The 15,626-nt window shown below is 74.7% G+C and carries 11 protein-coding genes; 7 read left to right on the forward strand and 4 right to left on the reverse strand.

The annotated features are described in order from the left end of the window. Positions 1-285: 285 nt before the first annotated feature. Positions 286-1,791: an MFS transporter gene (locus ACWERV_RS19295; protein WP_452934400.1), complete on the forward strand. Its 1,506-nt coding sequence runs from the start codon at positions 286-288 to the stop codon at positions 1,789-1,791. A 111-nt stretch (positions 1,792-1,902) separates the two neighbouring features. On the opposite strand, the gene ACWERV_RS19300 is transcribed toward ACWERV_RS19295, so the two are convergent. Both ACWERV_RS19300 and ACWERV_RS19305 read right to left on the reverse strand, forming a co-directional pair. Beyond that, positions 1,903-2,607 (reverse strand): exonuclease domain-containing protein, encoded by a 705-nt coding sequence (locus ACWERV_RS19300; RefSeq protein ID WP_398178264.1) that lies wholly within the window; start codon positions 2,605-2,607, stop codon positions 1,903-1,905. Positions 2,608-2,742: 135 nt separating this feature from the next. Then, positions 2,743-3,984, reverse strand: a complete 1,242-nt coding sequence (locus tag ACWERV_RS19305) for an SAV2148 family HEPN domain-containing protein (RefSeq protein ID WP_398178261.1) — start codon at positions 3,982-3,984, stop codon at positions 2,743-2,745. Between the two features lie 320 nt (positions 3,985-4,304). Here ACWERV_RS19305 and glgX point away from each other — a divergent pair, with 320 nt between their 5' ends. Together glgX and treY are read left to right on the forward strand one after the other, a co-directional pair. After that, positions 4,305-6,443 carry a glycogen debranching protein GlgX gene (glgX, locus tag ACWERV_RS19310; protein WP_452934403.1) on the forward strand — a complete coding sequence of 713 codons (2,139 nt, stop codon included), beginning with the start codon at positions 4,305-4,307 and terminating at the stop codon, positions 6,441-6,443. 71 nt (positions 6,444-6,514) lie between these two features. Then, a complete protein-coding gene (treY, locus tag ACWERV_RS19315) occupies positions 6,515-8,977 on the forward strand; it encodes a malto-oligosyltrehalose synthase (protein ID WP_452934406.1) in 2,463 nt (820 codons plus the stop codon). Between the two features lie 7 nt (positions 8,978-8,984). Here treY and ACWERV_RS19320 read toward each other — a convergent pair whose 3' ends face one another. Beyond that, entirely contained in the window at positions 8,985-9,758 is a 774-nt protein-coding gene (locus ACWERV_RS19320) for an SDR family oxidoreductase (RefSeq protein WP_452934409.1), read from the reverse strand. Between the two features lie 316 nt (positions 9,759-10,074). On the opposite strand from ACWERV_RS19320, the gene ACWERV_RS19325 reads away from it, so the two are divergent. Next, positions 10,075-10,914 carry a helix-turn-helix transcriptional regulator gene (locus ACWERV_RS19325; RefSeq protein ID WP_398178250.1) on the forward strand — a complete coding sequence of 280 codons (840 nt, stop codon included), beginning with the start codon at positions 10,075-10,077 and terminating at the stop codon, positions 10,912-10,914. Positions 10,915-11,093: 179 nt separating this feature from the next. On the opposite strand, the gene ACWERV_RS19330 is transcribed toward ACWERV_RS19325, so the two are convergent. Further along, on the reverse strand, positions 11,094-11,972 hold the full coding sequence (locus ACWERV_RS19330; RefSeq protein WP_452934411.1) for a LysR family transcriptional regulator: 879 nt from the start codon (positions 11,970-11,972) through the stop codon (positions 11,094-11,096). An 86-nt stretch (positions 11,973-12,058) separates the two neighbouring features. Between ACWERV_RS19330 and ACWERV_RS19335 the strand changes: the two genes are divergently transcribed. From ACWERV_RS19335 to ACWERV_RS19345, 3 genes are all read left to right on the forward strand, one after another. Further along, on the forward strand, positions 12,059-13,492 hold the full coding sequence (locus ACWERV_RS19335; RefSeq protein WP_452934414.1) for an FAD-dependent oxidoreductase: 1,434 nt from the start codon (positions 12,059-12,061) through the stop codon (positions 13,490-13,492). A 106-nt stretch (positions 13,493-13,598) separates the two neighbouring features. Beyond that, positions 13,599-15,338, forward strand: coding sequence for a malto-oligosyltrehalose trehalohydrolase (treZ, locus tag ACWERV_RS19340; protein WP_452934415.1), 1,740 nt, complete (start codon positions 13,599-13,601; stop codon positions 15,336-15,338). Continuing rightward, positions 15,335-15,502 (forward strand): hypothetical protein, encoded by a 168-nt coding sequence (locus tag ACWERV_RS19345; RefSeq protein WP_452934418.1) that lies wholly within the window; start codon positions 15,335-15,337, stop codon positions 15,500-15,502. Before treZ ends, ACWERV_RS19345 begins: the two co-directional genes overlap by 4 nt. Positions 15,503-15,626: the final 124 nt, after the last annotated feature.

Here is a 15,626-nt window from a genome sequence, read left to right on the forward strand (position 1 = left end):
CTGCGGGGCACTGCGGCTGCGGCGCCGGGCACGCGTTCTTGGTTGGCGCGGGTCGTCAACCGGCCCGAAGGGGCAGTTGCTGTCGTTTCCGGACCACCGGTCCGTGGTGGGTTGCTCGCCGCAGTTCTCCCCCGGAGCTTCGCCCGGGAGGTGTCCCCGCGCGCCCCGAAAGCGGTTACCCCGCGCGGGATGCGCATCCTCATGGACCTAACCTTATCAGCGGTGTAAAGATTAGGGCGGGGCCCGCCCCCGGGCCGACCGGGGGCCCGGGAGAGGGGATCCGTCATGCCCGAAAAGCCCACCGCGCGCAGCGGAACGCTCTTACTTCTGACCGGCGTCGAGCTGATCGTCTTCCTGGACTCGTCCGTCACCAACCTCGCGATGCCGAGCATCGGCAAGGCGCTGGCCCTGAGCGTGGCCACGCTCGTCTGGGTCAGCAGCGCCTACCAGGTCACCTTCGGCGGCTTCCAGCTGGGTGCGGGCCGCGCCACCGACCGGCTCGGGCGGCGGCTGATGTTCCGCACCGGGCTCGCCGTCTTCACCGGGGCCTCCCTGCTCGCGGGTCTCACCGGCAGCGGCACCGCGCTGATCGCCGCGCGTGCGGCGCAGGGGATCGGCGCCGCGATCCTGATCCCCGCCGAACTCGCCCTGCTCACCGCGGTGTTCACCGAACCGGAGGCTTACCGGCGGGCGTTCGGGGTGTGGAGTGCGATGGGCGCGGTCGGCGGGGCGGCGGGGGTCGCGGTCGGCGGGGTGATCGTCTCGGGGCTCGGCTGGCGCTGGGTCTTCCTGGTCAACGTGCCGATCGGGGTGCTGGGTCTGCTGGCGAGCGGCCGGCTGCTGCCGCGCGACGACATCCACCTGCGGGCGGTGCGGCGGCGCGAGCTGGACTTGCCGGGCATGGTCACCGGCACCGCGGGCCTGCTGCTGCTGGTGTACGTGGTGACCAAGGGCGCGGAGGGCTCGCTGGACACTCCGCACCGGGTGCTCGCCGGGCTCGCGGTGCTGCTCGGTGCCGCGTTCGTGGCCGTGGAGCGGCGGGCGGGGACGCCGGTGCTGCCCTTCCGGATCTTCCGGGTGCGCGGCATCACCGGTTCGGCGCTGGCGAACTTCCTGGTCGGCGCGGCGCACGTGCCGGTCTTCGTCTTCCTGTCGCTGTACTTCCAGGAGGTGCGCGGCTATTCGGCCGTCACGTCGGGCCTCGCGGTGCTGCCGCTCGCGCTCGTGGCGATCCCGGTGGCCCGGCTGGCGCTGCCGCCGGTCCTGAAGGCGGCGGGCCCGCGGGTGGTGCTCGCGGGCGGGGCGGGGCAGCTGGCGGTGGCGCTGCTGCTGCTCTCCCGGATCCCCGCGCACGCGGACTACATGACGGACTTCCTGCCCGCCGCGCTGGTCTTCGCCGTGGCGCTGCCCGCGTGCTTCGTGGGCTCCACGCTGCCCGCGATGCGCGCGGCGGACCCCGCCGAGACCGGTGTGGTGTCGGGCGTGGTGAACACCGCGCAGCGGCTCGGCGCGGGCCTGGGCGTGGCGGTGCTGGCCGCGGTCGCGAACGCCCGCGCCTCCCACCACCACGGCGGCAGCCCCGCGGACGCGGTCAACGCGGGCTTCCACAGCGCCTTCCTGGGCGCGGCAGGGCTGGCCGCGCTGTGCGTGCCGGTGGCGCTGCTGGTCCTCGGCCCCGGCCCGGAGCCGGACGCGGCGGCCGACGACGAGACCGAGGACGTACCGGCCGAGCGTCCCGGAGCGGGCCCCGTCGCCGACCCGGCCGACGGCGCGGCGCCCACCGCCGACTGACCCCCACCGGGGGCCTCCTTCGCGCGCCGCCCCGCGGCGGAGCCGGTCGCGGGCCGTCCACCCGGCGCGCGGCCCGTGGCGCACTCCCGGACCACCCGAACGGGGCCCCGCTCAGGCCGCCGTGTGCAGCGGCCACTCCCCCGGGATGGTGGCGGCCGCGGAATCCCGGCGGCGCAGCCACGCGGTGAAGTCCTCGGCCCAGGTGGCGTACCAGCCGGACTGCGCGTGCTGGAGCTCCCACAGATCGGCCTGGGCGGCCTCGGGGAAGCGGACGGCCAGCGCGCGGGCGACACGGACGGCGGCGAGGGCGTCGGCGCCCGCGTCGTGCGCGTCGTCCAGCGTCACCCCGTAGACCGCGCAGGCGGCCTCCAGGGTGCGCTTGCCGCGGCGGTAGCGGTCCAGGGCGCGGTCGATGACGAGCGGATCCACCACCGGGCCGGGCCGCCCGCCCGGCGCGACCAGCGGCGGCAGCGCGTACCGCCGCAACTCGGCGTCCAGCAGGGTGAGGTCGAAGGGCGCGTTGTAGACGACGACCGGGACCTGCGCGGCCCAGTACCCGCGGACGGCGTCGGCGACCTCGGCGGCCACCTCCGGCGCGGGCCGCCCCTCGGCGGTGGCGCGGGCGGTGCTCACCCCGTGGATGGCGGTGGTCTCCGGCGGTATCGGCACCCCCGGGTCGGCGAGCCAGGCGCGGTGCCGCACCGGCTGGCCGTCCTTCACCTCGGTGAGCGCCGCGGTGACGATACGCGCCTGCCGCGGGTCCGTCCCCGTGGTCTCCAGGTCGAAGCCCACCAGCAGATCCTCATGCCAAACCATGGCGAAAGTCCCCTTCCCGCCCCGTTGTCCCCCGATGTGCCCTGCCATCATCGCCTGCCCCACTGACACTCCCCCGCCCGCCCGCACGGGGCGGCGCCGACCGGGCGTGGTAACGGGGCGGGTGACGGGCGGGGTTCAGGAGACGGGGCGGGCGTCGGTCCAGATGCCCTCGAACTCCTCGCGGTAGACGTCGAAGAGTCCGGCCTCGGAGGGCCGGTCGTCGGCGACGACCCGGCGCGAGCCGCCGCGCAGCACCATCACCGGCACCTCCATGCCCCGGGCCCGCCGCAGGTAGGACTGGACGACGGCGAGGCCGTCGCCGCTGTCCCCGTCGACGAGGTAGGCGGTGAAGCGCGGGGTCTCGTCGAAGACCTGGATCTCGAAGGCGCCCGGGTCGCGCAGCCGGGAGCGCACCCGGCGCATGTGCATGATGTTCATCTCGACGGAGCGGGCCATCTCGCCGCGTCCGAGTCCGAGTTCCCGCTCCCGGCGGCGGACCGCGCTGCTGGCGGGGTTGAGGAAGAGCAGCCGCACCCGGCAGCCGTCCTCGGCGAGCCGGATGAGCCGCCGTCCGGAGTAGTTCTGCACCAGCAGGTTGAGCCCGATGCCGACGGCGTCCAGCCGCCGCGCCCCGGCGAAGAGGTCCTCGACGGGCAGCTGCCGCTGCAGGCGCACCCGGTCGGCGTAGACCCCGACGACGTCCGAGAAGCGGTCGGCGACCAGCTCCTCCACGGCGTCCACCGGCAGCCGCTGCGAGGCGGCGCGCCCGGCCCCGGCGCCCAGCAGCTCCAGCAGCCGGGCGCAGGCGCGCTCGGCCTGGTCCAGGACGGTGCGGGACAGGGCGCGGTTGCGGGAGACGACGTGCCGGGCCACCTCCAGCTCGTCGAGGGCGAGTTCGAGGTCGCGGCGGTCGTCGAAGTAGGGCTCGAAGCACGGCCAGTGCTGGACGACCAGTTCGCGCAGCTGGGGCAGCGTCAGGAAGCTCAGGACGTTGTCGTCGGCGGGGTCGAGCAGGTAGCCCTTGCGGCGGCTCACCTCGTGGACGGCCACGGCCCGCTGCACCCATTCGTGCCCGGCAGGGCCAGCGGCGGCGACGACCCACTCCTCGCCGTGCACGGGCTCGTAGATGGGCCGCAGCACCGCGTTGACGACGGCCCGCAGCCGCTGCTCGACCAGGTTCAGCCACACATAGGCGCGGCCGGCGCGCCGGGCGCGGGTGCGGACCTCAGCCCAGGCGTCGGCGCCCCAGTCGAGTTCCGCGCCGATCTCCATGGGCTGGGTGAGGGTGACCGCGGCCGGCGGTCCGCCCTCCACGGTGGTGTCCTGCCGGTCACCCTGCTCACCGCCTCCCGGGAGCATCAGACCTCCGGACGTCACCACTCCACCGCCTCCCACCCCCGTCCACGATCAAGGAAGGGTACTGCGGTGCGGGGGCCGTCGCAGCAGTATCGACCCTACTTGACTACTACCGGACAACCCCATCACTCGTACGGTCGCAGCCCGTTGTGGCTGTGTCACCCTCGGGTGGACGGGATGCGAAGATGACGCTTCGTCACCGCAACCGCATCGCACCGCACCGCACACTGTCAAGCGCATCGGCTCCGCCACCGCAGCCGGGAAGGACCGCGGGGTACGAGGACCGAAGGCCGGGCGCTCCCGCCCGGCCGGGACAACGGACAGAACGGAAGAGTCTCGACATGCAAGTCTGGCCGGGTCAGTCCTACCCCCTCGGAGCGACCTTCGACGGGGCGGGCACCAACTTCGCCGTCTTCTCCGAGGTGGCCTCCCGTATCGAACTGTGCCTGCTGCACGACGACGGCTCGGAGACCGCCGTGGAGCTGCGCGAGGCCGACGCCTTCGTCCGGCACGCGTACCTCCCCGGGGTGATGCCGGGCCAGCGGTACGGCTTCCGGGTGCACGGCCCGTACGAGCCCGCCGGCGGCGACCGCTGCAACTCCGCGAAGCTGCTGCTCGACCCGTACGCCAAGGCGATGAGCGGCGAGATCGACTGGGACGAGGCGGTGTACGGCTACCGCTTCGGCCAGCCCGACTCGCGCAACGACCTGGACTCGGCCCCGCACACCATGTCCTCGGTCGTGGTGAACCCGTACTTCGACTGGGCCGACGACCGGGCGCCGCGCATCGACTACCACCGCACGGTCATCTACGAGGCGCACGTCAAGGGCCTGACGATGACCCACCCCGGTCTTCCGGAGGAGATCCGCGGCACGTACGCGGCGCTCGCGCACCCGGCCGTGATCGGCCATCTGGTGGAACTCGGTGTGACGACCCTGGAGCTGATGCCCGTGCACCAGTTCATCCAGGACCACCGGCTCGTGGACGCGGGCCTGGCGAACTACTGGGGCTACAACACCATCGGCTTCTTCGCGCCGCACCACGCGTACTGCTCGCTGGGCGACCGCGGGCAGCAGGTGCTGGAGTTCAAGACGGCGGTGCGCGCGCTGCACCGGGCGGGCATCGAGGTCATCCTCGACGTGGTCTACAACCACACCGCCGAGGGCAGCCATCTCGGGCCCACGCTGTCGCTGCGCGGCCTGGACAACGCCTCCTACTACCGGCTCGCCGACAACCGCCGTTACTACATGGACACCACCGGCACCGGGAACTCGCTGCTGATGCGCAGCCCGCACGTGCTCCAGATGATCATGGACTCGCTGCGCTACTGGGTCACCGAGATGCACGTCGACGGCTTCCGCTTCGACCTCGCCGCGACCCTCGCCCGGCAGTTCCACGAGGTCGACCGGCTGTCGTCGTTCTTCGACCTGGTCCAGCAGGATCCGGTGGTCTCCCAGGTCAAGCTGATCGCCGAGCCCTGGGACGTCGGCGAGGGCGGCTACCAGGTCGGCAACTTCCCGCCGCTGTGGACCGAGTGGAACGGCAAATTCCGCGACACCGTACGGGACCTGTGGCGCGGTGAGAGTGCGACGCTCGCCGAGTTCGCCTCCCGCCTGACCGGCTCCTCCGACCTCTACCAGGACGACGGCCGCCGCCCGCTCGCCTCCATCAACTTCGTCACCTGCCACGACGGCTTCACCCTGCGCGACCTGGTCTCGTACGACGAGAAGCACAACGAGGCCAACGGCGAGAACAACAGCGACGGCGAGAGCTTCAACCGCTCCTGGAACTGCGGCGCCGAGGGCCCCACCGACGACCGCCGCGTCAACGCGCTGCGGCAGCGGCAGATGCGCAACTTCGTCGCGACGCTCATGCTCTCGCAGGGCGTGCCGATGCTCTCGCACGGCGACGAGTTCGGCCGCACCCAGCGCGGCAACAACAACGCGTACTGCCAGGACAACGAGCTGGCCTGGATCGCCTGGCCCGGCAAGGCGGGCACCGACGACGAGGCGGACGACGCGCACCGGATGCACGAGTTCGTCCGCCGGATGGTGTGGCTGCGCCGCGACCACGCCGTCTTCCGCCGCCGCCGCTTCTTCCACGGGCGGCCCGTGGAGGGCACCCACGACGAGCTGTCCGACATCGCGTGGTTCACCGCGGAGGGCACCCAGATGACCCAGCGCGAATGGCAGGCCGCGCACGCCCGCTCGCTCGTCGTCTTCCTCAACGGCAACGCGATCTCCGAGCCGGGTCCGCGCGGCGAACGGGTGACGGACGACTCCTTCCTGCTGATGTTCAACGCGGCCCCCCGCGCCCAGGAGTTCCTGGTCCCCGCCCACCACGGCAAGGAGTGGCAGCTCATCGTCGACACGGAGCGGCCCGACGGCGTCGCGCCGGGTACGGGCGAGCGGGTCGCCGCGGGTGACCGCCTGCTCCTGGCCGACCGCAGCCTCGTCGTCCTCCAGCGCCCGGCGGACTGACCCGCGCGGCGAAGAGGTCCGGGCGGCGGCTCAAGGGGCAGAAGGGGCGGATCCCGGGTAGAAGGGAGGGCATGACCCACACCGCGGCGGCGCCGCCGAGCGCCACGTACCGGCTCCAGGTACAGCCCGGCTTCACCTTCGCGCAGGCCGCGCGGGCCGTCCCGTACCTGAAGGACCTCGGCGTCAGCCACCTGCACCTCTCGCCCGTGCTGGAGGCGGTGCCGGGGTCCGGGCACGGCTACGACGTGGTCGACCACACCCGGGTACGGGCCGAGCTGGGCGGCGAGCAGGGCCTGCGGGAGCTGTCCCGCACGGCCCGCGAGCACGGGCTCGGCCTGGTCCTGGACATCGTCCCGAACCACATGGCCGTCCCGGCCCCCGAGCATCTGAACAGCCCGCTGTGGGCGGTGCTGCGCGACGGCCCGCAGTCGCCGTACGCGGACTGGTTCGACATCGACTGGGCCGCGCTCGGCGGCCGGCTGCTGCTGCCGGTGCTGGGCGAGCCGCTGCCCGACGCGGCGGACAAGCTGTCGGTGGTGCGGGACAAGGCCGCGGGCGGCACCGTCCTGGCCTACTACGACCACCGCTTCCCGCTGCGCCCCGGCACGCAGGAGCTGCCGCTGCCGGAGCTGCTGGACGCCCAGTGGTACCGCCTGGCCTACTGGCGCACCGCCCGCACGCAGCTGAACTACCGCCGGTTCTTCACCGTCTCCGACCTGATCGCGGTGCGCGTCGAGCGCCCGGAGGTCTTCGCGGCCACGCACGCGACCGTGCTGCGGCTGCTGCGCGACGGGGTCGTGGACGGGCTGCGCGTCGACCACCCGGACGGCCTGGCGGACCCGGCCGGGTATCTGCGGCGGCTCGCGGAGGCGAGCGGCGGGCGCTGGACGGTCGTGGAGAAGATCCTCCAGCGCGACGAGCCGCTGCCCGCCGACTGGGCCTGCGCCGGGACCACCGGCTACGACGCGCTGGACCGGATCGACGGCCTGTTCACCGATCCTGCCGGCGCCGAGCGCCTCGCGGACTTCCACCGCTCCTACACCGGCGCCGACGACGACCGCGGCGGGCGCTGGGCGCCGACCGTGCGGCGGGCGGCCCACCGGGTCGTCACCCACGATCTCGCCGCCGAGGTCGCCCGGCTGCGCCGCGCCGCGGAACGCGCCCGCGCGGCCGTCCCCGGCGCCCCGCCCTACCGGCGCGAGGTGCTGGACGACGCGATCCGCGAGCTGCTCGTGCGGGTGCCCGTCTACCGCCCGTACGTGCCGCCCGCGGGGCCCGCCTCCGCGCGCGACGAGGCGATGCTGGAGCGCGCGGCGCGCGAGGCCGCCGAGGCGGCGCCGGGCCTGGGCGGCGCGGTGGACTTCGTCCGGGACCTCGCGCTGGCCCGCCCCGCGCCGGGCGGCGAGGGCGCGGACGCCGCGGACTTCGCGGCGCGCTTCGCGCAGGTCGCCTCCGCGCTGCACGCCAAGTCGGTCGAGGACACCGCCTTCTACCGCTACACCCCGCTGCTCCCGCTGTGCGAGGTCGGCCGGGACCCGTCCGCCCCCGCGACCGCGCCCGCGCAGTTCCACACCTTCTGCGCGGGCCTGCTGCGCGAGCGGCCCGCGACGGGCACGGTGCTCTCCACGCACGACACCAAGCGCAGCGCCGACCTGCGGCTGCGGCTCGCGGTGCTCTCCGAGATGCCGGAGGCGTGGGCCTCGTGGATGGCCGAGCGCGACGCCCGCGAGGAGCAGCTGTCCTGCCCGCCCGCACCCGACCGGCAGGTGCAGTACACCGCCTACCAGACGGGACTGGGCCTCGGCTTCTGCCACCCCGACCGGCTGGTGCCCGCGCTGCTGAAGGCCGTCCGGGAGGCGGGGCTGCACACCACGTGGACCGAGCAGGACGCGGCCTACGAGCGGGCCGTCACCGACTTCGTCGCACACGGCCCGTGCGGGCCGCAGGTCTACGACATCGGCGAGTTCGCCGGGCGGCTCCAGCCGTACGCCCAGGCCAACACGCTGGGCGCGGCGCTGCTGCACCTGACGATGCCGGGCGTGCCCGACGTCTACCAGGGCACCGAATTCCCCGTGCACACGCTGGTCGATCCCGACAACCGCGCCCCGATGACGGGGCCGTCCGGCGACGGCCGGCGCGTCGGCACCTCCGGCACCTCCGGCACCCTCACCGAACTGCTGGACGGCCGCCCGCCGGGCAACGGCGACGAGGCCAAGCTGCTGCTGACCGCGGTGGCGCTGCGGCTGCGCCGCGACAACCCGCACTGGTACGGCCCGCAGGCCGCGTACGACCCGCTCGCCGCCGACGGCCCGGCCGCCGCGCACTGCGTGGCCTTCGTCCGCGGCGGCGGCGCGCTCACCGCGGTGACCCGGCTGTCGCGCCGCCTGGAGGAGGCGCACGGCTGGCGCGGGACCGTGCTGCCGCTGCCGCCCGGCCGCTGGCGCAGCCGGCTGACCGGTGCCGTGTACACCGGCCGGGTGCCGCTCGCCGAACTGCTCGCGGACTCCCCCGTGGAGCTGCTGACCCGCGAGTGAGCGCCCGTCACGCCTGGACGGTCGGCAGGACGACGAGCTGCCGCAGGTTGACGTGCCGCGGGCGGCTGGTGGTGTACGCGATCAGGTCCGCGACGTCGTCGGCCGTCAGCGCCTGCCCGAAGGCCTCGAACATGCCGTCGAGGGCCTGCGACAGCTCCGCGTTGTCGATGTGGCTGCCCAGCTCGGTGTCGGTCAGTCCCGGCTCGATGTTGCTCACCCGCACCCCGCGCGGGCCCAACTCCGTACGCAGCGACGCCGAGAGCTGTGTCAGCGCGGCCTTCGTGGCGCCGTAGACCGCGTAGTTCGGGAAGACCACGTGGGCGCCGATCGAGGAGACGTTCACCAGGTCGGCGGGACGGCCCTCGGCCGCGGCCGCCAGCAGGTCGTCGCGGAAGGCGTCGATGACGTGCAGCGCGCCGCCCAGGTTGGTGTCGATCATCCGCGCCCACTCGTCCGTGCGGCCCGCGTCGACCGGGTTGGGCAGCATGACCCCGGCGGAGTTCACCACCAGGTCGGCCGCCCCGAACGCGTCCCGTACCCGCCCGGCCGCGGCCCGCACCGACGCCGGGTCGGTGACGTCCGCGGCGACGGCGAGCGCCTGGCCGCCGTCCGCGGCGATCTTCCCGGCGAGCGCGTCCAGCCGCTCGGCGCGCCGCGCGAGCAGCGCGACCCGCACCCCGTGAGAGGCCAGCCGCCGCGCGGTCGCCTCCCCCATCCCGCTGGCGGCGCCGGTGACGACGGCGGTGCGACCGGTGAGGCGTTCGAAACCGAAGATGCTCATAAGAAGTGACTCCCCGAAAGTGACCCGTGTGCCGGGTGCTCGTCCTGCTGACGGGATCCACTGTGCGCGCCCCCGCGACACCCACCCAGGGCTGAGCTGAACCTGGGTCCGGCAGTACCAGGATCGGGGGCGGGGGTGCGTCTAGGGCCTGTCGTGTGGATCTCCGTGGAGGAAGGAGCGGGGTCCGGCGGGTGCAGATGCAAGGCGGAGGAGGGAGGCAACGCGGAGCGTTGTCGACCGACGACAACGCGGCAGATGTGCGTGCCGGGGCACGCGACGCCGCGGAGATCCACACGACAGGCCCTAGGGTTCTGGCATGGACAACACGCTCGGGGATTTCCTGCAGTCCAGGCGGGCCGCGATCCAGCCGGAGGACGTCGGCCTGCCGCCGTACGGGCGGCGCCGCGTGCCGGGGCTGCGCCGGGAAGAGGTCGCGCAGCTCGCGGGGGTGAGCGTCGACTACTACATACGGCTCGAACAGGGGCGCGGCAAGAACGTGTCCGACGCTGTGCTCGACGCGGTCGCGCGCGTGCTGCGGCTCGACGCCACGGAGCACGCGCACCTGCTGGCGCTCGCCCGGCCGTGCCGGGGCCCGGCCCCCGTCCCGGCGTCCGACGCGGTGCGTCCGGGGGTGCAGCTGCTGCTGGACCGGATGGCCGACTGCCCCGCCATGGTGCTCGACCACCGCATGGACGTCCTGGCGTGGAACGCCCTCGGCGACGCGCTGCACGGCTTCACCGCGGATCCGCTGCGGCGGAACATGCCGCGGCTGGTCTTCCTCGACCCGCAGGCCCCCGAACTCTTCCCGGAGTGGCCCGCGGTCGCCGCGGAGACGGTCTGCTACCTGCGGCTCGGCGCCGGCCGCCGCCCCGGGGACGAGGCGCTCGCCGCGCTGGTGTGCGAGCTGTCGCTCAAGAGCGAGGCCTTCCGCCGGCTGTGGGCCGACCACCTCGTGCGGGAGAAGACGTACGGCGTCAAGCGGATCAACCACCCCGTGGCCGGGGAACTGCGCCTGTCCTACGAGACGCTCGCGCTGCCGGGCGAGGGCGACCAGACGCTCGTGGCGTACACGGCCCCGCCGGGCTCCCCCACGGCCGACCGCCTCGCCCTCCTGGCCAGCTGGTCGGCTCCCTCGCTGCGCGGGCCGAACGCGTAGGCCCTGCCACGTGCGGTGGTGCCCACGGCCTTCCCCCGGTGGGGGCTGAGCGCGCAGTTCCCCGCGCCCCTGAAAACGAGTGCCCTCGCCCGCAGGGGGCTCGGGTCTGCCGCGCAGGGGGACACATCAGGGGCGCGTGAGGGCACCTCCCAGGCGAAATTCTGGGGGAGAACGGAGCGTCACCGGGCAGAAGCCACCGCGGGGCCGAGGTAGGAGATCATCTCGGCCACCGGCGGGGAGAAGGCGGCGCGGGCCCACGCGTGGAGGGGGCGGCGCCAGGGCGGGGTGAGGGACACCGCGGGGGTCCCGGGCGGGACCGCGTAAGAGGGGACCGCCACGACCCCCGCCCCCGCCGCGGCCATCGCGACCGCCGTCGTCGTGTGCTCCGTCCGCACCGCGCCCCGGGGTGCGAACCCCGCGCGTTCGCAGGCCAGGTCGATGAAGGGCCGCCCGTCCACCACGGGCTCCATCGCGCACCGCACCCAGTCCCGCCCGGCGAGCGCGGCGAGCCGTACGGGTCCGCCGCCCGCGAGCGGGTCGCCCGGCGGGAGCACGACGACGACCTCCTCCTCGCCGATCACCGCCCGCGCCGCGGCGTCGGCGCCGTCCCCGCCGTGCCCGACGGCGAGGTCTGCGACACCCCGCGCCATCGCGTCGTCGAGGTCCGCGTCCCGCGCGTACTCGTGCAGGACGAGCTGCACGCCCGGGTGGTCGCGCCGCCAGCGGGCGAAGGCGGGCGGCAGGAGCCCGGCGGCGACGGAGTGGACGGCGGCGACGTGGATCTCGCCGCCCTCCGCCCCGGCGGCGGCGCGCGCGGCCCGTTCGGCCTGCGCGGCGCTGCGCACGGCCAGCTCGGCGTGCGGCAGGAAGGCCCGGCCCATGGCGGTGAGCCGTACCCCGCGCGGCAGCCGTTCCAGCAGCGGCCCGCCGACGTGCCGTTCGAGCGCCTTGATCTGGTGGGACAGCGCGGGCTGGGTGACGTGCAGCAGTTCGGCCGCGCGGGTGAAGGAGTCGGCCTCGACGACGGTCACGAAGTACTCCATCTGCCGCAGGCTCACCGCGGGCCTCCTCATGAACGTCCTGCATGGGCAATGCGCTGATTATGTCTTGGACTCATGACCTGGCGCGGCCGGAGACTGGCCGCATGACGAGCGAGAACACCCCGGGCGCCGCCCCCGCGGAAACGGCGGACGTCATCGTGGTCGGCGGCGGCACGGGCGGCTACAGCACGGCGCTGCGCGCCGCGGGCCTCGGCCTGGACGTGGTGCTGGCCGAACGGGACCTGGTCGGCGGCACCTGCCTGCACCGCGGCTGTATCCCCAGCAAGGCGATGCTGCACGCGGCCGAGCTGGTCGACGGCATCGCCGAGGCGCGCGAGCGGTGGGGCGTCAAGGCGACGCTGGACGGCGTGGACTGGCCCGCGCTGACCGCGACCCGCGACGACATCGTGGCCCGCAACCACCGCGGTGTGGAGGGCCACCTCGCGCACGCGGGGGTGCGGGTGGTGCGGGCCGAGGCACGGCTGACGGGGCCGCGTTCGGTGACCGCGGGCGGGCGGACGTACACCGCGCGGCGCGGGCTCGTCCTGGCGACGGGCTCGCGTCCGCGGCTGCTGCCGGGTCTCGTCACCGACGGGCGGCGGGTCGTGACGAGCGACGACGCCCTGTTCGCGCCGGGCCTGCCGGATTCCGTGCTGGTGCTGGGCGGCGGTGCGATCGGCGTGGAGTACGCGTCGCTGCACCGCTCGATGGGCGCCCGGGTGGTGCTGGTCGAGGCGGCCGCCCGGCTGCTGCCGCTGGAGGACGCCGAGGTGTCCCGGCAGCTCGAACGGGGCCTGCGCAGGCGCGGCGTGGAGATCCTGACCGGCGCGCGGACGACGGGCGCGGAGCCGTACCCGGACGGGGTGCGGGTCACCGTGCTGGGCGCGCGCGGCGAGACGCGCGTCCACGACGTGGACAGGCTGCTGGTGGCGGTGGGCCGCGAGCCGGTCACGGACGGGCTCGGCCTCGCGGCGGCGGGGCTCGCCACGGACGCGCGCGGCTTCGTGCCGCCCGCGGACTGGGCGCGGCTGGAGACCGCGGTGCCCGGCGTCCACGTGGTGGGCGACCTGCTGCCGCCGCCCTCCCCCGGCCTGGCGCACGCGTCCTTCGCGGAGGGCCTGCTGGTCTCGGAGGTGCTGGCCGGGCGGAGCCCGCGGCCGGTGGACTACGCGGCGGTGCCACGGGTGACGTACTCCAGCCCGCAGACCGCCGCGGTCGGCCTGACGGAGCAGCAGGCCAGGGACGCGGGCCACGAGGTGGTGGTGAACACGATGCCGCTGACGGCGGTGGCCAAGGGCATGGTGCACGGCCGGGGCGGCAGTGTGAAGGTGGTCGCCGCGGCGGGCGGGCCGGTCCTCGGCGTCCACCTGGTGGGACCGCATGTCTCGGAGATGATCGCCGAGAGCCAGCTGATCGTGGGCTGGGAGGCCGACCCCGCGGACGTCGCCGCGCACGTCCACCCGCACCCGACGCTCTCCGAGGCGGTCGGCGAGGTCTTCCTGACGCTGGCCGGGCGCGCCCTGCACCAGTCGGCCTGAGGCCCGCCCGCCGCCGGGCCCGGGGGTGAATCGGGTCTAGCGGGTCCTGCCCGCGGGCATGCATCCTGCGCGGGACGCAGTGGCCGGCGGCGGACGGGAGATGTGCGTGCTGTTCGAAGTGTGGGCGCCCCAGGCCCAGCGGGTGGAGGTGGTGGCCGGCGGACGCACGCACCGGCTCGGGCCCGACCCGGCGCGGGAGGGGTGGTGGCGGGCGGAGCTGTCGGCCCCGGCGGGCACCCGCTACGCGTACGTCCTGGACGGCGGCCCGCCACTGCCCGATCCGCGCTCGCGGCGGCAGCCGGACGGGCCCGACGGGCCGAGCGCGGTCGTCGACCACGACGCCTTCGCCTGGTCGGCGCCCTGGCCCGGACGCGGTCTGCCCGGCGCGGTGCTCTACGAGCTGCACGTCGGCACCTTCACCCCCGCAGGGACCTTCGACGCGGCGGTGGAGCGGCTGCCGCACCTGGCCCGGCTCGGCGTCACGCACGTCCAGCTGATGCCGGTGTGCTCCTTCCCCGGTACCAACGGCTGGGGCTACGAGGGGGTGTCGCTGTGGTCGGTGCACGAGCCCTACGGCGGGCCCGAGGCGATGAAGCGCTTTGTCGACGCGGCGCACCGGCACGGCCTCGGTGTCGTCCTGGACGTGGTGCACAACCACCTCGGCCCGTCCGGCAACTACCTGCCCGCCTTCGGCCCGTACTTCACCGACCGCCACCACACCCCGTGGGGCGACGCGGTGAACCTGGACGCGCCCGGCTCGGACGAGGTGCGCGCCTTCCTCGTCGGCAGCGCCCTGGCCTGGCTGCGCGACTACCGCCTGGACGGGCTGCGGCTGGACGCGGTGCACGCGCTCGTCGACACCCGCGCACTGCACTTCCTGGAGGAGCTGTCCACCGCCGTGGACGGGCTGTCGGCGGCGCTCGGCCGCCCGCTCTTCCTGATCGCCGAGTCCGACCTCAACGACCCGCGCACCACCGCCCCGCGCGAGGCGGGCGGCCAGGGCCTGCACGCGCAGTGGAACGACGACTTCCACCACGCCCTGCACACCGCGGTGACGGGCGAGGCGCAGGGCTACTACGCCGACTTCGCCGCCGCGGGTCCCGCCGCCGTGGCCAGGACGCTGACCCACGGCTTCTTCCACGACGGCACCTGGTCCTCCTTCCGCGGCCGTCACCACGGCCGCCCGATCGACCCGACGACGCTGCCGGGCCACCGGCTGCTCGGCTACGCGCAGACGCACGACCAGATCGGCAACCGCGCGACCGGCGACCGGCTTTCGCCGCAGGCGCTCGGTGTCGCCGCGGCGCTCGTGCTGACCTCGCCCTTCACCCCGATGCTCTTCATGGGCGAGGAGTGGGGCGCGAGCACCCCGTGGCAGTTCTTCACCGACCACCACGACGCGGAGCTGGGCGCGGCCATCACCGCGGGGCGGCGGCGCGAGTTCGCCGCGCACGGCTGGGCCGAGCAGGACGTGCCCGACCCGCAGGACCCGGCCACCCGCGACCGCTCGTGCCTGGACTGGGCGGAGCCGGAGAAGGAGGGGCACCGCGAACTGCTGGAGTGGTACCGGGCGCTGATCGCGCTGCGCCGCTCCGAACCCGCCCTGACCGACCCGCAGCTGGACACCGTCACGGCGACGGCGGGCGGCCGGACGCTGCGGGTCGCGCGCGGCCCCTTCCGTGTCCTCGTCAACTTCTCCGACGCGCCCGCGCGGGTCCCGCTGAACGCGCCCTGCGAGGTGGTGCTGTCCCGCCCGGCGTGCAAGCTGCTGCCGGGCCCCGCCGTGCAACTGCCCGCCCGGGGGGCGGCGGTGCTGCGGACGGTGGACGCTACCGTGGACGTATGACCGACGACCGGCAGGACCGGCCCCAGGACGACACGGCCGACGAGCCGCGCGCGGACTGCGTGCTGTGCGGCGACCCGACCGAGCACCCCGCGAGCACCCGCGGCGCCACGTACTGCCCGGTGTGCGAGTGGCAGGAGGCGCAGCGCACCGCCTGCTCGGGCTGACCGGCGCTCCCGGGCGGCTAGGTCTGTCGTTCGGATCTCCGCGGGAGAGCGTCAACAAGAAAAACACGGCCCCGGAGGTGGGGGGGAACAAAAAGTAGCGGGAAGCAGAGAAGAGGGGCGCGGC

This window comes from Streptomyces sp. NPDC004031 (assembly GCF_053604375.1).